General features: G+C 64.4%; 22 protein-coding genes, 1 tRNA gene and 1 CRISPR repeat array. Of the genes, 9 read left to right on the top strand and 14 right to left on the bottom strand.

All coding sequences use genetic code 11. The annotated features are described in order from the left end of the window. Window positions 1-330: 330 nt before the first annotated feature. From P2T57_RS06730 to P2T57_RS06720, 3 genes are all read right to left on the bottom strand, one after another. Complete coding sequence (locus P2T57_RS06730) at window positions 331-945, bottom strand: class I SAM-dependent methyltransferase (protein WP_276301718.1); 615 nt, start codon at window positions 943-945, stop codon at window positions 331-333. Further along, on the bottom strand, window positions 929-1,642 hold the full coding sequence (locus tag P2T57_RS06725) for an RNase P subunit p30 family protein (protein ID WP_276301717.1): 714 nt from the start codon (window positions 1,640-1,642) through the stop codon (window positions 929-931). The genes P2T57_RS06730 and P2T57_RS06725 overlap by 17 nt, the downstream gene beginning before the upstream one ends. 84 nt (window positions 1,643-1,726) lie before the next feature. Next, window positions 1,727-2,791, bottom strand: a complete 1,065-nt coding sequence (locus tag P2T57_RS06720) for a M20/M25/M40 family metallo-hydrolase (RefSeq protein ID WP_276301716.1) — start codon at window positions 2,789-2,791, stop codon at window positions 1,727-1,729. A gap of 323 nt (window positions 2,792-3,114) precedes the next feature. On the opposite strand from P2T57_RS06720, the gene P2T57_RS06715 reads away from it, so the two are divergent. Continuing rightward, on the top strand, window positions 3,115-3,411 hold the full coding sequence (locus tag P2T57_RS06715) for a hypothetical protein (RefSeq protein WP_276301715.1): 297 nt from the start codon (window positions 3,115-3,117) through the stop codon (window positions 3,409-3,411). Between the two features lie 238 nt (window positions 3,412-3,649). Continuing rightward, window positions 3,650-3,913, top strand: a complete 264-nt coding sequence (locus P2T57_RS06710; RefSeq protein WP_276301714.1) for a hypothetical protein — start codon at window positions 3,650-3,652, stop codon at window positions 3,911-3,913. An 18-nt stretch (window positions 3,914-3,931) separates the two neighbouring features. On the opposite strand, the gene P2T57_RS06705 is transcribed toward P2T57_RS06710, so the two are convergent. Beyond that, window positions 3,932-5,668, bottom strand: a complete 1,737-nt coding sequence (locus tag P2T57_RS06705; RefSeq protein WP_276301713.1) for an adenine deaminase C-terminal domain-containing protein — start codon at window positions 5,666-5,668, stop codon at window positions 3,932-3,934. Then, window positions 5,665-6,654 (bottom strand): MBL fold metallo-hydrolase, encoded by a 990-nt coding sequence (locus P2T57_RS06700; protein WP_276301712.1) that lies wholly within the window; start codon window positions 6,652-6,654, stop codon window positions 5,665-5,667. Before P2T57_RS06700 ends, P2T57_RS06705 begins: the two co-directional genes overlap by 4 nt. A gap of 167 nt (window positions 6,655-6,821) precedes the next feature. Next, a CRISPR array of direct repeats spans window positions 6,822-7,671; the repeat unit is 37 nt; unit sequence GTTTCAATCCCGATGTGGGTTTTCTGGGTCCTGCAAC. Window positions 7,672-8,027: 356 nt separating this feature from the next. Here P2T57_RS06700 and P2T57_RS06695 point away from each other — a divergent pair. Together P2T57_RS06695 and P2T57_RS06690 are read left to right on the top strand one after the other, a co-directional pair. Continuing rightward, the gene (locus tag P2T57_RS06695; RefSeq protein ID WP_276301711.1) at window positions 8,028-8,261 is read left to right on the top strand and encodes a DUF7553 family protein; all 234 of its coding nucleotides are present in this window, start codon (window positions 8,028-8,030) and stop codon (window positions 8,259-8,261) included. A 91-nt stretch (window positions 8,262-8,352) separates the two neighbouring features. Continuing rightward, a tRNA-Val gene (locus P2T57_RS06690) sits at window positions 8,353-8,427 on the top strand. Window positions 8,428-8,675: 248 nt separating this feature from the next. Here P2T57_RS06690 and P2T57_RS06685 read toward each other — a convergent pair. The 3 genes from P2T57_RS06685 to P2T57_RS06675 all read right to left on the bottom strand — a co-directional run bounded on the left by P2T57_RS06685 (window position 8,676) and on the right by P2T57_RS06675 (window position 12,163). Next, window positions 8,676-9,905: a M24 family metallopeptidase gene (locus P2T57_RS06685; RefSeq protein ID WP_276301710.1), complete on the bottom strand. Its 1,230-nt coding sequence runs from the start codon at window positions 9,903-9,905 to the stop codon at window positions 8,676-8,678. A gap of 50 nt (window positions 9,906-9,955) precedes the next feature. Then, window positions 9,956-11,230: a carboxylate--amine ligase gene (locus P2T57_RS06680; protein ID WP_420028533.1), complete on the bottom strand. Its 1,275-nt coding sequence runs from the start codon at window positions 11,228-11,230 to the stop codon at window positions 9,956-9,958. Window positions 11,231-11,386: 156 nt separating this feature from the next. Next, entirely contained in the window at window positions 11,387-12,163 is a 777-nt protein-coding gene (locus P2T57_RS06675) for a DUF7282 domain-containing protein (RefSeq protein WP_276301708.1), read from the bottom strand. Window positions 12,164-12,478: 315 nt separating this feature from the next. Here P2T57_RS06675 and P2T57_RS06670 point away from each other — a divergent pair, with 315 nt between their 5' ends. Together P2T57_RS06670 and P2T57_RS06665 are read left to right on the top strand one after the other, a co-directional pair. Continuing rightward, window positions 12,479-12,709, top strand: coding sequence for a DUF7511 domain-containing protein (locus P2T57_RS06670; protein WP_276301707.1), 231 nt, complete (start codon window positions 12,479-12,481; stop codon window positions 12,707-12,709). Window positions 12,710-13,190: 481 nt separating this feature from the next. Next, a complete protein-coding gene (locus tag P2T57_RS06665) occupies window positions 13,191-13,523 on the top strand; it encodes a DUF7577 domain-containing protein (protein ID WP_276301706.1) in 333 nt (110 codons plus the stop codon). 167 nt (window positions 13,524-13,690) lie between these two features. On the opposite strand, the gene P2T57_RS06660 is transcribed toward P2T57_RS06665, so the two are convergent. The 6 genes from P2T57_RS06660 to P2T57_RS06635 form a co-directional block, all read right to left on the bottom strand. Next, entirely contained in the window at window positions 13,691-13,942 is a 252-nt protein-coding gene (locus P2T57_RS06660) for a DUF7127 family protein (RefSeq protein WP_276301705.1), read from the bottom strand. A 66-nt stretch (window positions 13,943-14,008) separates the two neighbouring features. Next, window positions 14,009-14,386: a hypothetical protein gene (locus tag P2T57_RS06655; protein ID WP_276301704.1), complete on the bottom strand. Its 378-nt coding sequence runs from the start codon at window positions 14,384-14,386 to the stop codon at window positions 14,009-14,011. A gap of 124 nt (window positions 14,387-14,510) precedes the next feature. Beyond that, window positions 14,511-15,380: a succinate--CoA ligase subunit alpha gene (sucD, locus tag P2T57_RS06650; protein WP_276301703.1), complete on the bottom strand. Its 870-nt coding sequence runs from the start codon at window positions 15,378-15,380 to the stop codon at window positions 14,511-14,513. Next, window positions 15,377-16,522 carry an ADP-forming succinate--CoA ligase subunit beta gene (gene sucC / locus P2T57_RS06645; protein WP_276301702.1) on the bottom strand — a complete coding sequence of 382 codons (1,146 nt, stop codon included), beginning with the start codon at window positions 16,520-16,522 and terminating at the stop codon, window positions 15,377-15,379. Before sucC ends, sucD begins: the two co-directional genes overlap by 4 nt. Window positions 16,523-17,045: 523 nt before the next feature. Then, complete coding sequence (locus P2T57_RS06640) at window positions 17,046-18,239, bottom strand: redox-regulated ATPase YchF (RefSeq protein WP_276301701.1); 1,194 nt, start codon at window positions 18,237-18,239, stop codon at window positions 17,046-17,048. Window positions 18,240-18,313: 74 nt separating this feature from the next. Next, window positions 18,314-18,988: a glycerophosphodiester phosphodiesterase gene (locus tag P2T57_RS06635; protein ID WP_276301700.1), complete on the bottom strand. Its 675-nt coding sequence runs from the start codon at window positions 18,986-18,988 to the stop codon at window positions 18,314-18,316. A gap of 133 nt (window positions 18,989-19,121) precedes the next feature. On the opposite strand from P2T57_RS06635, the gene P2T57_RS06630 reads away from it, so the two are divergent. The 3 genes from P2T57_RS06630 to P2T57_RS06620 all read left to right on the top strand — a co-directional run bounded on the left by P2T57_RS06630 (window position 19,122) and on the right by P2T57_RS06620 (window position 22,957). Beyond that, a complete protein-coding gene (locus P2T57_RS06630) occupies window positions 19,122-19,841 on the top strand; it encodes an SDR family NAD(P)-dependent oxidoreductase (protein ID WP_276301699.1) in 720 nt (239 codons plus the stop codon). Between the two features lie 141 nt (window positions 19,842-19,982). Continuing rightward, a complete protein-coding gene (locus tag P2T57_RS06625) occupies window positions 19,983-21,317 on the top strand; it encodes a sodium-dependent transporter (RefSeq protein ID WP_276301698.1) in 1,335 nt (444 codons plus the stop codon). 275 nt (window positions 21,318-21,592) lie between these two features. Beyond that, window positions 21,593-22,957: a sodium-dependent transporter gene (locus P2T57_RS06620; protein WP_276301697.1), complete on the top strand. Its 1,365-nt coding sequence runs from the start codon at window positions 21,593-21,595 to the stop codon at window positions 22,955-22,957. The last annotated feature ends 51 nt before the right edge of the window (window positions 22,958-23,008 follow it).

Genomic DNA, 23,008 nt, shown 5'->3' with positions numbered 1-23,008 from the left:
CCTGATGGGGTCGTCCGCCAACCGGCGTTCCGAGACTGCTTCAGATACGGCCGGAATGAACCAACTTCTGTGGCCTCCTCGTGGTATCTGGTCCCACGGAATACGAAAGCGTCCTCGTCGGCGACGGTTCGCCGACTGATTTAATCTTGCAGGACGAATTCAATACGAGTGTGTTCGACTGCTGACCAGTGAGTCCGACGAACACCGGACTCTGGGACCATCCCCGCCCCAATCGAGACGAATTCACTCGTACCTCCCTGAGAAATAAAAAACCACTCTAAAGAATGGTATCTATTTCTATTTCAAACAAAATTATTTCCTTCTGCGGGGTTACTCGGATTCGCCGCGTTCGGCCACCAGCACGCCGACCTGCTCGTGAACGCGCTCGACCGCGGTCAGCGCGAATCCGGCGTCGGTCAGCGCGTCCGCGAGGTGGCCCACCGTCGAAGGGTCGTCAACTTCGGGGCTGTAAAACGGTTCGTCGGGGTTCGGTTCGCCGAAGAACATCACGTCGCCCAGCACGAACTTCCGCGGTCCCAGTTCCGCGATGGCGTCGATGGCTTCGGCCTTCTCGTCGTCGCTAAGGTGGTGCATGGCGAAGTTCGAGACCACCACGTCGGCCGAATCGACGTTCGGGTCTCGGAAACGCCCCTCGCCGAACTCGACGTTCTCGATGCCCTGCTCGGCGGCCTTCTCGCGGGCCTGCTCCATCATCCCCTCACTGATGTCGCGTCCGACGACTTCCCCGGCGTCGTCGGCCAGCGAAAGCGCGATGGCTCCCGTGCCGGTGCCGAGGTCCGCCACGGTGTCGTCCGAGTCGGGGTCGGCGTGGTCGATGACGAGCGAGACCGATGCCCGGTACTCGTCGGTGTTGTTCTGGCTCTCGTCGTACTCTCCGGCGATGTCGTCGAAGCGCGAGGAGTGCTCCTCAAGGCTCTTCTTCATACCGTCTGCGTTTGACGCCCGGTGCAATGAACTCGTCGGACATCCGCTCGCGGTTGCGCTCGGCCAGCACCGACCACTCCGCCAACCCCGCCCGAATCTGGTCTTCCGAGAACCCAATCGCCTCGCCGACCGCCGCGAGTTCTCTGGGCGCTCGCAGTTGGAGGTGCGAGCGCGGATTCGCGCTGACGACGAAAGGCGCGTCGTACTTCTCGACCAGTTCCCGGAGTTTCCGGAGGTCTTGCAGGGCCTGCACCCGCGGCCCGCCGTCGTTCCGGAGGACGCGCGAGAGGTCGAACTCCACGCGCACCTCGTGTTCGACCGCGGCCTTCGCCAGTACGTGGTTGAAATCCCCGCGATTCCGCATCGGGTGGGCCAGCACGTCCACTCGGTCGGACTCCACCGCAAACCGGTTCAGGGCGTTGGTTCCGCCGTGGAGCGCCAGAATCGTCTGTTTGGGTCGGTAGTTGCCGACGTGGCCCGACGCCACGTCGGGGTCGTCGGCCCGAATCTCGATGGCGTCCACCACGTCCACGCCGTACTCGTCGCCGATGCGGTCCGGGTCGTAGTCGTCGGCGCTCGCGTCGCTGTGACTGCGCACCACCACGCCGTCGAAACCGTAGTCGGCGGCGGTGGCGGCGACGCGCGCGACGGTGCTGTCGCCGTCGGGATGGGCGTGGACGCCCTCGTAAACAGGCATGAACTGCTCTCCCGAGGATATTTTCCCGGCGGCGTTTTGGGTCTGTCCCTTCGACGCCGGGCCGCGAAACCGCTTTTCGACCGCCTAAATCTCGACCGAGAACTCGTCGCGCCCGGACGACTCGTCGGCGAAGGCCGCCAGCAGGTCCGCGGCGGCGTCCAAGTCGTCGGTGTCGATGACCTCGACCGGGGTGTGCATGTAGCGGTTCGGCAGGCCGAGGTTCAGCGACGGAATCCCGCCCTGCGAGGTGTAGAAGGCGTCTGCGTCGGTGCCGGTCGAGCGCCCGGAGGCCTGCAACTGGACCGGTAGGTCCTTGGCGTCTCCGGCCTCTCGGACCGCGCGGACGACCTCGGGGTGGTTCGAGGACCCCCGTGCCACGACCGGCCCGCCGCCGAGTTCGACCTCGCCGTGTTCGTCGTCTTCGCTACCGATGTCGGGCGAATCGACCGCGTGGGTCACGTCCACCGCGACGGCGGCGTCCACCGGGAGGTCGAACCCGACCATCTTCGCGCCCTGTTTGCCTAACTCCTCTTGGACGGTGCTGACCGCGTAAATCGTCGCGTCAACGTCGGCCTCGGCGGCGCGCCGGGCGGCCTCCGCAGAGACCCAGATTCCAACCCGGTTGTCCATCCCGCGGGCCGCCATCCGGGTGCCCTGCAGGTCCCGGACCGGCGTGTCGAAGGTGATGGGGTCGCCCACGTCCACGAGTTCGCGGGCCTCGGCCTCCGACTCCGCGCCGATGTCGATGTGTTGCTCGGACACGTCCTCGATTTCGTCCTCGTCGGTGTCGCGCAGGTGGATTGCGGTCTGGCCGACGACGCCACGGACGACGCCCTCCTCGGTGTGAATCTCGACGTGCTGACCCTTCGTGACGGTTCGGTCGGTGCCGCCGACCCGCGAGGGGTGGATGTAGCCGTCGTCGTCCACGCTGTTTACCATCATCCCGATTTCGTCGGCGTGCCCGGTGAACGCGACGGCGGGGTCTCCTCCCTCTACGACCGCCACGGCGTTCCCGTACTCGTCGGTTCTGACCTCGTCGGCGAACTCCGAGACGTACTCGACCCAGTGGCGCTGTACGTCGGCCTCGAATCCGGACGGACTCGGGGTGGTTAGCAGGCGTTCGAGGAAATCGCGGTGTGGTTCGTCCATACTTCCGACGAATCAGTCGCATGGTAATGAACGTCACGGAAGCGTTCTCGAATCGCGGGACTCGACGGGGTGCGCTCGGCCCAACAATCCACGTTTGGGTGGACTGAAAGGGGCCGGTCGCTGGCGTTTGCGTGGTCGTCTCGGACGGGCTACTATTTCGCACGCGCAGTTCTGCGCGTGCGAAATATCCCGCCGAGCGACCGCCAGCGACCGGGGGCTTTCTACCCGGTCTTTGCAGGAACTGCATTCTCCTCCCGTTCCGACTCCGTAAATCAACCTAACCGCCCCAACCGCTAAGTCTCCGCTCGGCGAAGATACGGGGCATGGGAATTCTCGAAATCCACTTCCACGATTCGGAGTTCAGTTGGAGCATGAACCCCGGAAGCGGCGAGGAGCGCTCGTTTTCGCTCGGGTCCGGGAGCGAGTCGGAGGCCGCGACCACCGACGGGGGCCAACCCGACCGACCGGCAATCGCGCCGAAACTCCGGTCGCTGGCGATTATGGCGCTGGTCGTCGGCGCGGGCGTCGCCTACAACCGACTCAAGGACCGGCGGGCGCGCGAGGCCGCCGAGGCCGAACAATCGGCCGGCGGTCGCCTCTCGCGCATCCGGTCGCGGTAGTCGCCGCGCTCGCCGTTGTCGGTGTCGTCCTCGGACCGGTATCGGTCCGTGCCCCGCGGCAGACGCATGCCCACTTGTAGAAATAATTTCGATTTCATAGGAAACATCTATATATTTCTTAGACTTATTTGGATTGCTTTTGTTCGTCTGCCGTCGAAGACGGTCGGGTTCCCGTTCGAAAATATTCCTTGACACTCACCCTCACACTTTTCCTGTCGTCCGTGGAACCTCCGGTTGCATGCCCGAGAGTATCTACTCCGTGTACCTCGTTCAGGGGTCCGGCGAACAGGGCGGTAAACGACAGGTCACGTCACCAGTTGGGGGTCACGAACTGGAGTTCTACGACACCGGCGTCTGGTTGGACCGCGAGACGGGACGCAACTTCTTCCCCTACGAACAGATTCGGACCATCCGAGAGCATCCCGAGGGAGGAGTCGAGACGACCGGTGGGACTGCCGAGACCGACTCGGGTTCCGACGCCGAGACGGCCGAAGGAGAGTAGCGACGAACCGCGGGAGTCTCAGGGCGTCAACCCGACGATTTCTCGATGCAAGATGTCGGCGTACCCCGAGAAGGAGAATTTGAGTTGCGGGACGCCGGGGAAGGTCAGCGTCTGGACCGCGAGCATGGGTCGGTCCGGCTCGGCACCGAGTCGCCGGAGCGCCGACTCCACCGCGTCGTAGAGTTTCGCGGTCTCCTCGACTTCGAGGTCCGAGCAGACGCCCGCGACTCGGGTCGGGAGTTCGGCGATTACCTCGCCGTCGTCCACGACGGCCCACCCGCCGCCCATCTCGTTGACGTGCGAGACGGCGGTTCGCCTGTCCTCGTCGTTCGTCCCGACCGCGAGGACGCCCGTGGTCTCCCAGACCACACTGGTCGCCACCGCGCCCGAGTCGAGACCGAGGCCGGTCACGAACCCGGTGAAGCCGGTTCCGTCACCCTTCGGATGCCTGTCGAGCAGGGTCGCCTTCAGCACGTCCTCGTCCGGTTCGGCGACTAACTCGCCGTCCTCGACCGGCGGGGCGACGATGGTCTCACTCGAGAGGAGACCGCCCTGCTGTTCGACCGCTCGGACCTCGCCGTCGGTGTTTGCCACGTCGGCGGGCACCCGGAACTCGGCCGGGTCGGTCGAGACGTTCACCGAGTCGTAGAAGTGGTCGGGGTACTCGTGGGTCCGGGGCGCGACCTTCGACTCGCCCTTGTTGAAGACGACTTCGCCGCCCGAGACGACCGTGGTGACGTTCACGGTATCGAGGTCGTCGATGAGAACCACGTCGGCGACGCTTCCCGGCGACAGCGACCCGACGCCCTCGTCGGCCAGTCCGAAGTGGCGGGCCGGGTTCAGGGTCGCCATCCGGATGGCGTCTGCGGGTTCGACGCCCTCCTCGATGGCCCGCCGGACCACCGCGTCCATGTAGCCATCGGAGATGAGTTCGCGGGGCCACATCCCGTCGGTCGAAAGCGAGAGTTCGGCGGTCGGGACCTCGGGGTACGCCTCGCCGATGGCGTCCATGTCGTCCCGAATCGACCCGTAGCGTCCGATTGCGTGGATACCGTTCTCGACGCGCTCCACGATGTCTTCGCCCGAGATGGCCTCGTGGTCGTCGTCGATGACGGTGGCGAACGCCGAGAGCTTCTCGTCCGAGCATCCCGCGGCGTGGCCCGAGACGGTCTTGTCCTCGGCGTCGGCGCGCTCGTAGAGGCGCTCCGCCGGGGTGTCTCTGCCGACCGCGTGAATCCAGTCGGTCTCGCCGACTCCGACCACCCGGTCGTCCGAGAGGAGATTGACGAGGGCCTCGGCGTCCTCGCCCTCGTCGCGCTGGGGTTCGAAGGTGTCGAGCAGGGGTTGGGGAGGAACCACCGCGCGCACGCGAACCGGGAGATACGACGTGGCGGTGAGGAACTGCTCGACGCCCTCAGCGCCGAACGCCGGGCCGTAGCCCGTTACCTCCGAGACGACCGTGGTGGTGCCGCCCTCCACGACGTAGTGATAGGCGTTCTCGAACGTCTGGTGGAGGTCGAGGTGGGTGTGGGCGTCCACGAACCCCGGCGCGACCACCCGGTTGCTCGCGGTGATGACCTGCGTTTCGTCGCCGATGACGGGTTGGGCGTCCTCGGGGAGCGCGGCCACTCGGTCGTCCACCACCACCACGTCGCGCGACTGGAACTCGCCCTTTTCGGGCAGACAGACCCGACCGCCGGTGATGACCAAATCCGCGGTCTCGTCGCCGAGCGCGACCGACTGGAGGTCGTTCACGCCGCCACCTCCCAGACGACCACGCCGCCCTGCTCGCGAGACTCGACCTCGCCCCGCTCGTCCAGCACGTCGAGGTGGCCGACGGCCTCGCTCATGCCCGAGAAGTACTCGGTCGCGGGGAGGTCCGAGAATAGCTCCTCCATGACCTCGACCGCAGTGGTTGGGCCACCCGCGACGATTTCTCTGACGTTCTGGGTGCGCTCCTCGTGAGCGTCTAGAATCTCGTCGATGCGCTCGGCGGGGTTCGAAATCTCCTCGCGGTGGCCCGGCAGGAAGCGGTCGAACTCCCGGTCCCGGAGGTTCGCCAGCGACCGGTTGAACGCCGGGAGGACCCGCGGTCGCTCGCCGTTTATCGTGGCGCTGGCTCCCGCGCCGGCCGCGCTTCCCTCGGGGAGGGGTGGCTGGAGGAGGGGGTTGGGCGTGATGTCGGCCAGCACGTGGTCGCCGACGATGGCTCGCTTTTCGTCGTCGGTCTCGTAGGTGAAGACGGTCTCGCCGGGAGCGTGGCCCTGCACGGCCTCACCCGTGACGCCGGTGTCCGCGACTTCGATGGTCTCGCCGTCCTCGAGAAGAACGTCGGTCTCGACGCCGGGCGCGACCTTGAGGAAGACCTCGGGGAGGTCGGTGACGGTCTCTGCGGTCTCGCGGGCCATCCCGTGGCGCTCGAACATGTCCACGAAGTAGGACTGCTCGTAGTCGAGTCGCGCGCCGAAGTCGGCGATGATGTCCGCGGTGGTCGGACTGGCGACGACCCGCGCGCCGGCCTCTCGGAGCCGACTCGCCAGTCCGAAATGGTCTGGATGGGGGTGGGTGACCAGCACTTGTTCGACGTCGGTCGGTCCCAGCCCTCTGGCTTCGAGGCCGTCGAGCAGGGCCGCCCACGCCTCCTCGCTTCCCGGTCCGGGGTCGACCAGCGTCCGCCCGGCGAGGTAGGCGTTGACTGGGCCGACTTGGAACGGCGTCGGTATCGAGAGCCGCGTGAACATACCGGGACTGTGGCCGCCTGCCGATAAACAGTTTTTGACACGCCCCGAAAGTCGGCGGGGACTCACATCGACTGCCGCGTTTCACGGATTCGGTGCAGTCCCGTGGTGGGTTTTCTGGGTCTTGCGAACACCGACACCTCAACCTGCCCAGCGTGCGACGAGGAGGTGTTTCAATCCCGATGTGGGTTTTCTGGGTTCTGCGACTGCCCCCACTGCGGCACCGACCTCTCAGAACTAGACGACCTCCTGTTTCAATCCCGATGTGGGTTTTCTGGGTCCTGCAACGGTGGATGACTTCCTCGCCGGAACTCCTCCGTCCGGTTTCAATCCCGATGTGGGTTTTCTGGGTCCTGCAACCGTCGGCGTTGGGTACTGCCTCAGTCGCTTTCGGTCAGTTTCAATCCCGATGTGGGTTTTCTGGGTCCTGCAACTCGGTGAGTCCGTTTTGGTAGTCCCGTCGCTCGCCACGTTTCAATCCCGATGTGGGTTTTCTGGGTCCTGCAACGGGTCGTGGACTGTCGCTCGTCTCGCAGGGGAACAAGTTTCAATCCCGATGTGGGTTTTCTGGGTCCTGCAACACGACGCCCTCTTGCCATTAACACCGTAAACGTGTTAAAGTTTCAATCCCGATGTGGGTTTTCTGGGTCCTGCAACCCCCACGCCGACCACTCCCTCGCGCCGCATTGCGTTTCAATCCCGATGTGGGTTTTCTGGGTCCTGCAACAAAATAACTTCTGGTGTCCTCAACGTTAGCTCATCTGTTTCAATCCCGATGTGGGTTTTCTGGGTCCTGCAACGGCGTAGAACAGTCGCCGACGTGGGCGCGAATTTGCAGTTTCAATCCCGATGTGGGTTTTCTGGGTCCTGCAACCCCGTCGTCGCGCTTGTGCAGGCTAAACGTCCGGTTCGGGTTTCAATCCCGATGTGGGTTTTCTGGGTCCTGCAACCGCGTGGAAGCGCGAGTACGCCGCGAGTGTCACGTTTCAATCCCGATGTGGGTTTTCTGGGTCCTGCAACAGGGGGTGAAAATCCACCTACAGGCTCAATAAAGCTTTCTCCTGCGCTCGCTCGGCCCCCGCGCTTCGTGGACCGGGGCCGTACACGGCATTTAAAAAGGTCCACGAAGGCCGACCCGTTTAGCGCGCAAGGTACACCACCTCCATACAGGACTCTGAGGAGCCAGCACAAAATAGAAATATGAGAAATGGTGTTAAGCAAACAAAGATATGTTCTTAAGCATTGTATAGTCGTCTTAGAGGTGAACGCTGACCCACCAGTCCTCGATTTTCCACCCGAGGACGACGCCAAAGCGGTCCACCCGAGGGTAAAAGCTATATCTGTCCTTGCCGTAAGAACATAATGGTGTGTGAGAAATGAACAAGCACTTCGAGGACGCATGGTACTACGCCCGCCGCGCCGGCAAGCACCTGACCCGCGGCCTGCGCGACGAACTCGCGCCGGTCGAGCGCCGACTCCGCGAGGCCACCGGCAGAGAGAAAGAAGCCACGACCCGCCGGGAGAAGTGGCGCACCGAACTGAAAGCGACCGAGGACGAGGCCGTGGACCGCGCTCGACGCGCCGTGCGAAAGGCGCGCCGTCGGGTTTGAGCGGTCCTCCTCGGGGAACTCCCGGACGACGGCGGATTTTCCGAGCGTAAAGTAAGTCTTAAGTCCCGGAAGGCGAAAGCATGGGATGCGCGGGTCGGTAGTCTAGTCCGGTTATGACAGCTCCTTCACACGGAGCAGGTCGGCGGTTCGAATCCGCCCCGACCCATTTCTGACGGCGCAACACGACGAGCGAAGCGAGGAGTCTGCGCCGTCGAAATGGTTTGAAGGATTCGAACCCTGCAAGTCACAGCCCGGAAGCGTGGTTCGAAAATCGAAGATTTTCGTCATCACGAGAGAGCAAAGCTCTCTCGAACGACAACGAAGTGAGCATCCCGGAATGTCTTGCTCAGGTTCGAATCCGCCCCGACCCCATACTTCGACCACGAATCCGAGGAGAACTCGGTTTACGACCAGCTATTCTCGCCAGCGCCCCGGAACCATCTCCCGCGGGTAGTCGGTCAGATTCCGGTACCCCTCCCCAGTAATCACCACCAAGTCCTCGATTCGGACGCCGCCCACCTCGGGGTCGTACACGCCGGGTTCGACCGTCACCACGTTTCCGGCTTCCAGAACCTCGTCGCCGGCAAGCGACGGACCCTCGTGCAGACTCACCCCGACGCCGTGCCCGAGGCCGTGGTACATCCCCACGTCAACGTCGCCAGCGTCGAAACCGTACTCGGCCAGCACGTCGGTCGCGGCGTCGTGGGCCGCCTCTCCTCGGGTTCCTGCACCGCCTTCCAGCACCGCGAGTGCGGCGTCCTGCGCCTCCAGCACTGCCTCGTAGGCGGTCGTCGCCCACTCGTCCGCCTCGCCGAGGACGAAGGTCCGCGTGAGGTCGGCGTAGTAGCCGTGCGGGCCTCGCGGCGAGAGGTCCAGCAGGACCGTCTCACCGGGGCGAATCACGTCCTCGCCGGTGAAGTGGAGGTCGGCGCAGGTCGGACCGGCACCGATGACAGAGTTCCCGGCGTCGGTCACGCCCCACCGCGACAGGGTAGCGTTGACCGCTCTGCGGAGTCGCTCGGTCGTGAGGAGGTCGCCCCGCCACCGAACCTCGTCGCTGTCAAGTTCGGCCGCCGAGAGGACCGCCTCGGCGCGGGCCATCCCTCGCTGTGCGGCCCGCTGGACGAAGGCGTGGCAGGCCCGCTCGGCGTCGGCCTTCCGCGCTCGGCCCACATCGACCGCTTCGGTGCGGAGTTCGCCGACGCCGCCTGCCAGCGTTTCCTTCGTCGCGGTGGAGACGGTCGGCGGGACGACGACCCGGCAGTCGTCGGTCGATACGTCGGGGCCGTCTTCCCGTCCGCCGAGGACTTCCAGCGCCCGTTCGGCGGCGTCCGAGGAGACCTGCTCGCTCGCCGCGTGAACGCTCTCGCCGGGGAATTCCCGTTCGGCCTGCTCGGCGAACAGCGACGGCGCGCAGAGGTGGGCGTCCCCGTCGGCGTAGACGAAGGCGTAGGCTCGGTCCGGGCCGCCGAACCGGGTCAGATACCGGAGCAAGTCGTCGAACCTGTCGCCGACGTGGACGAAGGCGTCGGCGTCGTTCGCGGCCAGCGCGTCGGCGAGTCGGTCGTAATCGGTCGTCGGCGGGTTCGGCGGGTCCGGCAAATTCGATGGGTCCGGTGAGTCTGGCGAGTCCGGTGCGTTCATGCAGGAACGCCCGCTTCGAATCGGCAAAAGGTTGTGGAGTTCGGTGGGTCTCACCGCGACCGGCCGGATTTCCGCCCCGTGAGCAGTTCCGACCCGACGTTCTTCAAGTCCTGCACCGCCGGCATCGGGTCGCTCAGGCCTAGATAGTCGAACCGGGGATGTGCCACGAGTGACGCCCCGACATCCCGCACCGACTCTGCGAACGAGGGGCGCTTCACGAGGGGATAGTCCTCGAACAGGATGCTGTAGAGGTGCAGGAGTTCGCCCCGGAGCAGGTGGCTCGCGGTCCCGACCTCGTAATCCGGTTCGCGTTCGGGCGGGTTTCCGCCGGCCATCTGCCAGTAGTAGTACGGGAAGTTCACGCCCGCCTGCACCGTGAAGGGGAGCGAGGTCCAGAACCGGGGGTTGATTTCCATGAGTTCGAAATCGCCGGTCTCGGGATTCCGGAGGAACTCGACCATCGCCAGTCCGTGCCAGTCCAACTCGGCCAGCAGTCGCCGGCCGGCCGAATCGAGCGCCGGAATATCGACCGACTCCCGGAAGGCGCTCGGCCCGCCAGAGTACTTGTATCCCCTGCGCTGGCGGTGCTGGAAAGTGGCAACCGGGTCGCCCTCGTCGTAGAGCGCGAAGAAGGCGTACTCGTCGGAGTCGGGCACGTACTCTTGGACCAGCGGGACGTGGCCCATCTCGGCCACCAACTCGTCGCGGTCCGGTTCTGTCCCCGGCGTCAGGAATCGCGTCGAACTGTGTTGGCTCCGGCTTTCGTCGGGGGCGCGAGCCTCGGATTCGAGGTACTCCGTGGCTCGAACCGTGTATCGAGGCTTGACGATGGCCTCGCGGTCCCAGTCGTCCCACTCGTCGAGGGTCGCGGTCTTCGGTCGGGCAACGTCGGCCGACTCCGCGGCGTCGAACAGTCGCACCCGGTCTTGGACGTTCCGAAGCGTTTCGAGGCCGGGCCACGGCGTCGCCACCTCCTCGGCGAACTGCTCGCGGTGCTTGGCCAGCACGTACACGTCCTCCTCGCGGACCGGGATGACGGTCCGCACGTCGGACCGGCCAGCGAGCGACCGGAGAACCTCGGCGTAGGCGTCCAACCGCTCGTTTGGGTCGGGGATTTTGACGACCTCCTCGCAGAACTTCGACCGGAGCGCCGGGGCGGTCCGCTGTTCGGAGACTGCGACCGTCGGGATTCCGCGCCGTCCGAGCGACCGGAGGCAGGCGGCACTGCTCGCCGCGTCGATGATGGGGACGACGACGGCCGCGTCCGCGGGCGTCTCGCCGGTCGTCGCTCCGACGCCACCGGTCTCGGCGTCTGGCGTGTTCAGAGTCACCGTCCGAGCGCACGACGCGACACCCTATGAACTACTCGGCCCGATTCATCGGGTCCTGTGATGTAACTGTCGGGTTTCGACCCCGAAAAATAGCCGCGCGGAAATCGTCGTCCCGAACCGGTGCGCGGAGGACGGTCGGAGTTCGAGGCGTTAGCTTCGCCGCCAGCCGATGAGGGCGGCCGCGACGAGGGCGACGACTGCGGTACTCGGCGTGAAGCCGGGGATACCGCCGGAGGACTCGGTGGTCGTCTCCTCGGTCTCGTCACTCATCGCAGATTCGGTGGTCGTTTCGGTCTCCATCTCGGTGGACCGGTCGGTGGACTCGTCGGCGGTCGTCTCGGCACCGCGCTTCTGGAAGTAGACGTAGGCCACGTCCGAGACTTCCTTGTCGTTGGCCGTCATGTACGACACGGAGTCCTGCGAGGCGTTGAACGTCTGGCTACCGTTGTTGCGGTAGACGCCCAGCACCAGCACCTGCGGGTCCTCGAGCGTCGCGTTCAGCGAGACGGTGAGATTGGTGTGGTTGCCAGCGTCGAGGTAGTCGGTGTGACCCAGCACAGCGCCGCTCTGGTTGTAGACGACCACGAACCCGCCGTCGGGGAGGGTCGCCGAATCGACGGACAGCGACTCGCCGTCGAACTGCTGGTCGGGGGCCGACACGGACGCCGTCTCGTTCGGCGTCGTCTCGTTCGATGCGGTTTCGTTCGCCGCCGTTTCGTTCGTCGTCTCGGTAGCGGTCGTCGTCTCGTTCGTCGCCGTATCGTTTGCCGTCGTCGTCTCGTTCGTCGCCGTATCGTTCGCCGTCGTCGTTTCGTTCGCCTGTACGTCTGCTGTCGTCGAAGTTGCGGGGCTTGCGAGGGCTACGCCGGTGAAGACGGCAAGCGCCAACAGCGCCGCAACGAGGACCGTTCGCGTCGTACCTGTCATCGTTAGTTTCCCTGTCCCGTGAGATGCATCTCGCCAACTACGCTCCGACGGGCGCAAAACACCCGGTGGCGAGACGGTTACGGAACGCGATACCTCGTTGACACGCCACTGAAAACTACTTTACGGAAGCGGATGAGATGAGATACCACCTCGGTTGTGTCAAGAGAACACGGACCACTTCTCGGGAGAGTTGCGGTCGAATCCCGACCGCTCTCCTCGGTAGTTTCGTCTCCTGAACGGTTCTAACGTATATATATCCGTCATAGAAAATACTTAACCGATTCAGGTCCCAGTCACGGATGCGGCCGGAGTACCATGAGTACGGACCCCGACACCCTCGACACCCCGACCGAGACGGACTTCGATTTCGAGACTGAACCACGCGCGGACCGGCCCTCCATCGAGTTGGATTCGGTCGTCGTCGAATACGACGAACGACCCGACCGACGGACGATTTACCCCGGCGAGGCCTCGGGCACGGAGCGAATGTCCTCGTGGCTCACCGCCGACGACGCCGGATTCGTTGACCTCGACGCGATGCGGTGACGACGACTCGCCGACGGTTGCAGACTGTCATCCATCCTCGCCCCGTCCTCTTCGTTTTCGTTTCGACTCGCTCGGGACTCCGTTCTCCGTCGTCGGACTCGGCCCCCCTCGGATTCGCCTACTGTGGTAGGATTTCGCACACCAATTCGGCCGTACCGGAATATGTCAATACCTCGATTAGTTTGATGTGGGCCGACGACTTGTACTCCGACACCCATGGACCGCTCCCGACGCGACACGACGGACCGAGAACCCCGCGTTTCCGGCAACAGGGACCTCCTCGCCGGCGACCCACGAGCGAATCGCCCGCCGACTCGACGCGACCGACGAGTCGGCCGTGCGCTGACGACGACCGGTTGCGGACGACGCCGACTCCTCCGGACGCCTCCGCATCGGACTCCGACCGCTCCCGGTTCGGTACCGACAGGCATGGATTCAAATAATCGGAACAATTAATAATCATCGCTCAAGGCTCACGCATATGGACCTCGCCCTCCGACTGCTGGTCGCCTGCTTCGTCATCGCCTCGCCGACGTTACTGTTCCTCGGGTTGATGCGCGGACTGGAGAAACTCCGGGACGACGCGCTCCTGATGCGACTGGCCGAGAGCGACGACGCACCGCGAGACGTGTCGAGCGCCGCCGCCGAGGCGCTGGACAAGGGACCGATTCGGGCCGACGGCCGCGGGTCGAGCGGTTCGTCCGCGGGCGACTCCGTGCCCACCGCCGACTCCTACGTCTGTGCTACCTGCGGCGCGACGAACATGAACGGCGCGCGCTACTGCCAGCAGTGTCTCGGCGAACTGAATCGGTAAGGCGCGTCCCGCTCTAGGGAACATTTAGAATTCTCAGAAAACGATATTTAATTCTCAAGCAATTATCTGGCTGTCTCCCGGACCCCGAGCGAGCGCACGAGACGAATCGTCTCGGTACTCGTCGGACGAGAATCGTCACCGAAGCGTCGAACCCGAATACCGCGGCCTCAGGGTTCTTCGGTGATGACGAGCATCCCCTCGTTGGTGGTGAACTCGGTGTCGTCGTCGGGGACCTCGAACTCGAACTGGCGGTCCCCCGCGACCACGATTACCGTGTCGCCGAGGATGTCGAGTGCGGCCTCGACGCCCCGGCCGAAGTCCACGACGACGACGACGCTCTCGTCGTCGTACTCCCGACGGGCGATGGTCAGGTCGTCCTCCTCGTTCGCCGCCGACCGAATGGGTTGGGGTGTCTTCACAGGCTTGCTAAGGGTTAGCCGCGGGTAAGTGCTGTGCCCGCGGCGGATTCGACCCGATTTACCGCGCTATTCCTTCGCCCACTCAAGCGCGGAGTCGAGCGATTCGAAGGTCTCCAACTCCGTGTTCGGCGCTTCGACGTTCGATTTGACCGCCAGCGCCGTGATTCCGTCCGCCACGTAGGCGGTCCGCTCCAACTCGACCGTCTGGGCGAGTTGCGACCACGCGTCCGTCATGTGGTCCTGCATCTCGGCCCCGAGGCTATCGACGTGCCCGAACTCGATAATCGTCGCGGTAATCTCGTCTTGATTTGCAGTTTCGCTGTAATGTTTCTCCGCGTCCTGTAGCCCCTCGTCGAATAGCGCCTCCCAGTCGTGTATCGTCCAGACGCCGACGTTATCGTCTCGCTCGTAGGACCACCAGTCGCCGGAACTCAGTTGAGTCACAATTCTTATTAAAATATTATAGAATTAAAATAGTTTCGAGGTCGATACGCGACACCCAACCCGGTCGAATTACTGCTCGGACGGAAAAGCGGAAAAGAATCGAGACCGGGAGTCGAGAGACGCGCTACAGGAAGTCTTCGATGTGGTCCGCGACTTCGTTCGGGGTGTCGCCGACCGGGACGCCGGCGTCGTTCAGCGCGTTGATTTTGCTCTCCGCCGTGCCGGTGCCGCTACCGGAGACGATGGCTCCGGCGTGGCCCATGCGCTTGCCCGGCGGGGCGGTCCGACCGGCGATGAAGCCAGCGACCGGGGTGTCCATGTTCTCGGCGATGTAGCGGGCGGCCTCCTCCTCGTCCTCGCCGCCGATTTCGCCGCACATGACGACCGCCTTCGTGTCGGGGTCGGCCTCGAACAGTTCGAGCGCGTCGATGAAGTCGGTGCCGATGATGGGGTCGCCGCCGATGCCGATGGCGGTGGTCTGACCGATGCCGCGGGAGGTCAGGTTGTCCACGACTTGGTAGGTGAGGGTACCGGACCGGGAGACCAGACCGACCTCGCCGGACTCGAAGATGTTGCCCGGCAGGATGCCGAGTTTGGCCTCGCCGGGGGTGATGATGCCCGGACAGTTCGGACCGATGAGGCGCGTGTCAACTTCCGAGAGTCGCTTGTTGACCTTCGCCATGTCCTGCGTGGGGATGCCCTCGGTGATGGCGACCACGAGGTCGAGCGGGGCGTCGAGAGCCTCGAACACGGCGTCTCCGGCGAATGCCGGGGGGACGAAGACGACCGAAGCGTCGGCGTCCTCCTCGCGGGCCGCTTCGTGAACCGTGTCGTAGACGGGCACCCCGTTGACCTCTTGGCCGCCCTTGCCGGGCACCGCACCGGCCACGACGTTGGTGCCGTAGTCCATCATCTGCTCGGCGTGGAACTTGCCTTCCCCGCCGGTGATGCCCTGTACGACGACTCTGGTGTCGGAATCGACTAGAACGCTCATTGTGCTTCCTCCTCGGAGTATTCGACCGTGCGCTGAACCGCGTCTTCGAGGGTCTCCTCGACCGTGACGAGTTCGTCGTTCAGAATCTCGCGGCCCTCCTCGGCGTTGGTCCCGGCGAGGCGAACGACCACGGGCTTGGGAATCTCGTCGAACTGTTCGAGCGCGGAGTTGATACCCTTGGCCACCTCGTCACCGCGAGTGATGCCGCCGAAGATGTTGAAGACCACGGCATCGACGTTCTCGTCGGAGAACACCATGTCCAGCGCGTTGGCGACTCGCTCGGCCTTCGCGCCGCCACCGATGTCGAGGAAGTTGGCGGGTTCGCCGCCGTAGTAGTCCACGAGGTCGAGGGTCGTCATGACCAGACCGGCACCGTTTCCGATGATGCCGACGTTGCCCGAGAGTCGAACGTAGTCGAAGCCGTACTCGCCGGCCTTGCGTTCGAGGTCGTCCTCGAAGGTCTCCTCCTCCATCTCGGCGAGTTCCTGCTGGCGGAACAGGGCGTCGTCGTCGATGTTCATCACGGCGTCGGCCGCGATGATTTCGTCGTCTTCCGTGACCATCAGGGGGTTGATTTCGACCTCGCTGGCGTCGCGGTCGTCCCAGAGCTGATACATCGTCTGGAGGACGCTCGCCACGTCAGAGGCGAGTTCTCGGGGGACGCCCGCGTCGTAGACCGCCTTGCGGGCCTGATAGTGGTGCATCCCGAACGCGGGGTCGATGTGTTCTCGCGCGATGGCTTCGGGGGTCTCCTCGGCGACGGACTCGATGTCCACGCCGCCCTTGGTCGAGACCATCGCCACGGGCTTGCCCTCGCCGCGGTCCATGGTCACGCCCACGTAGAGTTCGTTCTTGAAGTCCACGGCCTCCTCGACCAGCACGCGCTCGACGTGGTAGCCCTTGAGGTCCATGCCGATGATGGACTCGGCGGCCTCCTCGGCCTCCGCCTTGCTCTCGGCGAGTTTGATGCCGCCGGCCTTGCCGCGACCGCCGACGTGTACCTGTGCCTTGACGGCGACGGGGTAGCCGATGTCCTCTGCGGCCTCGACTACCTCCTCGACCGACGACGCCAGCGTCGCGTCCGGCGTCGGAATTCCTGCGTCGGCGAAGACGCTCTTCGCCTGATACTCGTGTAATCTCATTCTGGACTCGCACGCAACTTTTCCCGCCCAAGAGTTAGGAGTATCGGAATCGTCGGGGACAGCGACGCTTTTCTGTGGGATTCAATCTCATGCGTCGTTCGGGAGTCCTCGGTAGTGGGAGAATAGGTGTAATCGGCAATTTTAAATGGTCGCCGGTAGAAGTAGGCGATGTATCGTAGGCAGTACGCGGTACTGCTACGACAGTAGAGTAGCATCTCGGACATCTTTTTCGCGCGGTGCTGTAACACCGCGCTCGGCCCCTCTCAGAGTACACCGAAAAGCGTGTCGGAAAATAGTCGGCCGAGACTACTTACTCCTCGGCGTCGAGTCTCATCAACTCGAACTCAAGGCACCGCCGAGGAGAACATGAGTTACCTGACGAAACCGGACAAGCCAGAGCGGAAAAGACACTTTTCTGAATCCCCGGCCACTCGCGGCCGGGCGCTCGTTGCTAATATATCCAAATACGTTCTAAAGAAATAGAAAAACTGCTTAGAGACAACTAATTAATCTCCTTGCGCTTTCAGTTGGTCGAAACGATGTCGATAACGTCCCGACTGTCGAGTTGGGTGTCAGCGCCGACCTGCCGGTTGCTCCGGCAGTCGATGCCGTGGAGGAAGCCCTCGCCGAGGTCCGAGTGGATGTGGTGGGCGAAGTCCTCGGCCGTCGCGCCCTCGGGCAGGAGGAAGCAGTCGGGAAGGACCTCGCCGTTCTCGTTGCCCAGACCGTTCGCGCCGCCGGGGAAGACCGGCACGAGGCCCAACTCCTCGAACAGGGCTTCTTCGAGCGCGCGCTGGACGCCGGTGCCCTCGAACTCGGCGACGAACTCCTCGATTGCTTCCAGACCTTCGCGCTGGTCGCCCGACACGTCGCCGACGATTTCGAAGTCCGAGTCGCCGGGTCGGTACTCGACCGCACCCTGCTCGTCGGCTTGCTTGAGCGCCTTCTCGGCGTGGGCGCTGGCGGGAACGACCGTCAGATGCTCGTACTCGGGGTCCGACGTTATCTCCTCGAAGTTTTCCTGCGCCTCGGGGGTGTCCATCTTGTTCGCTGAGATGACCATCGGCTTGGTCGTCTTCCGGATTTCGCGGGCCAAGTCCTCTCGGTCGTCGTCGTCCCACTCGGCGGGGTCCAAGTCGAGACCGAGCGAGAGGATTTCGCGCTTGATTTCGTCCTTGTTGGTCCGGAAGGCGCTCATCTGCTCGGCGAGTTCGACCTCGATGTCGTCGTCGTTGCCGTCGTACCCGCTCTCGTAGCGGTCGATGCCCTTCTCCAGCACTTCGAGGTACCACATGTCGAGTTCGTTTTCGAGGAAGTCGATGTCCTCGCGGGGGTCGTGATTTTCGGTGGGTTCGCCCTCGATGTCGGTCTTGCCCGAGAAGTCCACGACGTGAACCAGCACGTCGGCCTCGTTGAGGTCGGTCAGGAACTGGTTGCCCAGTCCGGCCCCCTCGTGGGCACCGGGAATCAGGCCCGCCACGTCCACGAGTTTGGTCGGGACGAACCGGGTGCCCTCCTCGCAGAACCCGACGTTTGGCGTACACTCCTCGTCGAACTCCGGCGCGGCGCACTCGACCCGGACGTAGGCCTCGCCCACCGCGGGGTCGATGGTCGTGAAGGGGTAGGCCCCTTCGGGCACGTCGTTCATCGTCGCGGCATTGAAGAACGTGGACTTGCCCACCGAGGGCTTGCCCACGAGGCCGATTTTGTAACTCATTGGTCCGGTTGAAGGGGTGGCCGACAAAAAGGTCCCCGAACCGAAACGCGGTCGTCAACGCCTGTCACGCCACTCTATCGCACGTCCGGCGAGTCGGCGATGAGACCGTCAACGCCGACCGCCCGGAGCGCGTCGGCCTCCTCGGGGGTTTTCACGGTCCATGCATTGACTTCCAGTCCGGCGTCGTGGGCCTGCGCTACGAGTCCCGTTCCGGCGTCGTCCTCGGCGTCGAGACACGCCTCGAAGTGGGGATGCAGGAACTCACACCCCAGTTCGCGGGCGGTTTCGACCGCGCCGGTCGCTTCCCTCGTGATGAACGCCAGCGAGACCGAGGAGTCCGCTTCCCGAACCTCGCGCAGGGTCTCGGCGTCGAACGAGGAGACCACCACATCGTTCCCGACCTCCTCGGCGATTGCCAGCGCGTCGGCAGACAGACCGCGCTCCTTGAGTTCGACGTTGACGCCGACCGACGCCGGAATCGCCGCGAGAGCGTCTCCGAGGACCGGAACCTCCTCACCAGAATCAAGCACGTCGAGCGTCCGAAGCGTCTCCCACGGCGTCTCGGCGACCCGGCCGGACGCGCCCGTCAACCTATCCAATCGGTCGTCGTGGAAGACGACGAGTTCGCCCGACTCGCACCGGCGCACGTCGAGTTCTATCCAGTCGGCGACGGTGGCGGCGTCCTCGAAGGCCCGGACCGTATTCTCGGGGTAGCGGTCGGCGAACCCGCGGTGAGCGACGAGTCGCATGGCCGGCGGTTCGCGGTCCCGCCGGAAAACTGGCCGGGGTCCGCCCCCGAATTTGGCGGAGTCCGAGTCCGGTTCGGTCCGATGAGGACCGCGCCGCCCTTTTTATTCCATTAGGGGACGTTACCACGACTGTATGAACGTCACCTTCGACTTCACCGACGACGTGGCACTCGTGACCGGTGCCAGCGGCGCACTCGGAAGCGCGGTCTGCGAGGAGTTCGCCGAGGCGGGCGCAACCGTCGCCGCCGCGGACATGGTAGCGCCCGACGACGAGGACGCCGAACTCGATACCGACCGCGAGCGCGTCCACTTCTACGAAGGCGACTGCACCGACGAGAGCGAGGTCGAGCGCGTCGTCTCCGAGGTCACGGCGGACCACGACGGCCTCGATTACCTCGCCAATATCGCCGGTACGTGGCGCGGCGGGACTCCAATCGAGGAGACCGACGCCGAAACCTTCGACCTGCTGTTCGACGTGAACCTCAAGACGATGTTCCTCGCCAGCAAGCACGCCCTACCGCACCTCCGGGAGTCGGCGGGTGGCGGAGCCATCGTCTCGGTCTCGGCGCGCTCCTCGCTCGAAGGCGGCGAGGGAGATGGTCCATACAGAGCCTCGAAAGCCGGCGTCCGCCTGCTGACCGAGACCATCGCCGAGGAGCACACCGGCGAGGTCAGAGCCAACGCGGTCATGCCCAGCGTCATCGACACGCCCGCCAACCGCGAGATGATGCCCGACGCCGACCACGACAAGTGGGTGGACCCCGCCGACATCGCCGAAACCGTGCTGGTCCTCTGCTCGGACGCGACCGGCGTCACCAGCGGCGCGGCAGTCCCGGTTTACGGGGAGGCGTAGACTCCTCGCTGGCGCGGCCTGAACGTTCGTCTAATTTCGGCCGGACTACTGGACGTGTCAAAGAACTTCCGGCAAAAAGCGCACGCCCTCTTTCGAATCGTTCCGTTTATACCGCGTGGTTTGAAAGCTACCCTCACACACATGGCACAACGAGAAACGTGGACGAGTCGCATTGGATTCATTTTCGCCGCAGTCGGTAGCGCGGTCGGTCTCGGGAACATCTGGTCGTTCCCCTTCCAGACCGCCGCGAACGGTGGTGCGGCCTTCCTCGTGGTCTACCTGCTGGCCGTGTTCCTCATCGGCTTCCCGACCATGATGGTCGAGTTCGTCATCGGTCGGCGCGGCGAGCAGAACCCCATCGCTTCGTTCGGAAAAATCGGCTACGGTAACTGGTCGTTCACCGGCGGCCTCGGTCTGTTCTCGTCGCTCATCACGCTGTCGTTCTACAGCGTCGTCGGCGGCTGGGTTCTCAGCTACATCCTCGGTAGCGCGACCGGCGCGTACTTCGGCGACGCCGGAGCCTACTTCGGCTCTGTCGCTTCGGGACCGACTGCAATCGGCGGCCACCTCGTGTTTATGGTGTTGACCATCGGCATCGTGGCCTCCGGCGTCACCGACGGTATCGAACGTGCGACCAAGGTCATGATTCCCGGCGTTCTGCTCCTACTCGTCGCACTCGCCGGATGGGCGACGACGCTCGACGGCGCGGCCGAGGGGTACAGCTACTACCTCTCGCCGGACTTCGGCGTCATCGCCAGTAACTTCGGCTCCATCGTCCCGCCCGCGATGGGACAGGCGTTCTTCACCCTCTCGCTCGGATTCAGCGTGATGATAGCCTACTCGTCGTACCTCGGGCGCGACGACAGCCTCCCGGCCGACGGCGGCGCTATCGTCGTCGTCAACACCCTCATCGCGCTCCTCGCTGGCTTCGTCGTCTTCCCCATCCTGTTCGCCACGGGCGGCGCAGAGGGCGCAGGTGGCGGTGCCGGTACCGCGTTCGTGGCGCTGGCTGGTGCCTTCGGTAGCCTGCCGGCAGGCGGCATCATCGGTTTCTTCTTCTTCGCCGTCCTGCTGTTCGCCGCCCTCTCCAGTTCCATCAGCCTACTGGAGGTCCCGGTGTCCTACGTCAGCGAGAACTACGGCTACAAGCGCTCCACGACTGCCGTGGCGATGGGCGGCCTCATCGCCGTCATCGGCGTGCCCGCGACGTTCGGCACTTCGTGGCTCGGGTTCTACAACGACTTGGTGTTCAAGCTTCTGCTCCCCATCTCGGTCCTGCTTCTGGCCGTCTTCGTCGGCTGGGTCGCCGACCGAGAGGCCGTGGACGAACTCGGCCGCGGCTCGTCCGTCGGCGAGTCGTTCACCTCGGCGTGGCTGTGGTGGGTCCGACTCGTCGTCCCCGTCGCGGTCATCGTGACCCTCTACCTCGGCGTCGAGGCGCTCTACACCGGTCTCGCGTCGGGAGCGTACTTCTAGAACCGACCGAACACCGCAGACTGCTCGTCGTTTCTTTTTTCGTCGTGCGCGATGCTCCACTCGTTAGTTTCTCGTCACTCTCGACAGCTTGGTTAAGAATCGTAGTCAGATGTCCGGATACGCGGGGGTGAATCTACGCTTCGTAGGACCATCTCCGAAGAACTCCGGGTGCCTTCGATAGAAATACCGAATCACGCCCGAAAGAACGTCGTATTTTCGAATTAACGATTCGTAACTCGAAAAACTCTTATGGCCATGTGAGCGACTGTGTGTCAATGGCACGTGAATCGTGGCGCACCCGGCTCGGCTTCATCCTCGCCGCGGTCGGGAGCGCGGTCGGACTCGGTAACGTCTGGCGCTTCCCGTGGATGACAGCCGAAAACGGGGGAAGCGCGTTTCTGGTCGTATATCTCGCAATCGTCCTGCTAGTCGGGGTCCCCGGCTTGCTGGCGGAGTTCGTCATCGGGCGGCGCTCCCAGCGCAACCCTGCTGGCGCGCTCTACCGGCTCTCGTCCGGTTCGAAATCGTGGGGCGCGGTCGGCCTGTTCGGCGTCGTGACCGCAATCGTCCTGCTGTCGTTCTACAGCGTCGTCGGCGGATGGATTCTCCGGTACTTCGTCGCCAGTTTCACCGGCGGGTACTTCGGGGCACCCGGCGAATACTTCAAGGCCATCGACTACGGTCTCGGCGCGGTCGGCTTCCACATCGGCTTCCTCGCGCTGACGGCCCTCGTCGTGGTCGGCGGGATTCGGGACGGCATCGAGAAGGCGACCAAAATCATGATGCCCGCAATCGTGGTTCTGCTGGTCGCGCTGGCCGGGTGGGCGATAACTCGGCCCGGCGCAGGTGCAGGCCTCTCGTTCTATTTGGACTTCGACGCCGGCTACCTCCGAGCCAACTTCTTCGACGTGCTGGGCGCGGCGGCCGGACAGGCCCTGTTCACCCTCTCGCTCGGCGTCGGCACAATGATTACCTACGCCTCCTACCTCGGCGACGACCACAATCTGGCCTCGGACGGGAGCCTCATCGCAGTGCTGAACACCGGCGTCGGCGTCCTCGCGGGCTTCGTGGTCTTCCCCCTGCTGTTCGCCACCTTCGGCGAACTGACCGGCCCGGCGGCGTCCGGCGGCGGCCCCGGCGCGCTATTCGTGAGTCTGGCCGGCGCGTTCTCGCAGGTCCCCCTCGGCCAACTCCTCGCAGTCGTCTTCTTCGGCGTCATCGTCCTCGCGGCGCTGTCGTCGTCCATCAGCATGCTCGAAATCCCGGTCGCCTACCTCGTGGACGAACACGGCGTCTCTCGCCGGAGTGCGACGCTCTCGATTGCGAGCCTCGTCCTGCTGACCGGGAGTGCGAACGCGCTGAATCCCGCGCTGTTCGGCTTCGTCGCGGGAACGCTCGTGGACCTGATGCTGACGACCGGTCTCGTCGGCTTCCTCGTCTTCGTCGGGTGGGTGCTGGGCAAGGACGCCCTCACCGAGTACTCGACCGGCGCAGGGTCGCGGGTCCAGTCGGTCGGTCCGGCGTGGCTCTGGTCGGTCCGGACGATTCTCCCGCTGTTCCTCGCCGGCACGCTCGCGGTCAACTTGCTTTCGCTGGCCGGTGTCTCGCTGACCGACCTCGCGCTCTCGCTGGTCGGTTAACTTCTCTTTAGCAATGCTTTTCCGCCCCGTGGCCCTCAACTCGCCCAATGA

Source organism: Halorussus lipolyticus (assembly GCF_029338375.1).
Lineage (GTDB): Archaea > Halobacteriota > Halobacteria > Halobacteriales > Haladaptataceae > Halorussus > Halorussus lipolyticus.
The sequence above is the reverse complement of the archived record's forward strand: the minus strand, read 5'-3'. Positions and strand labels throughout refer to the sequence as shown.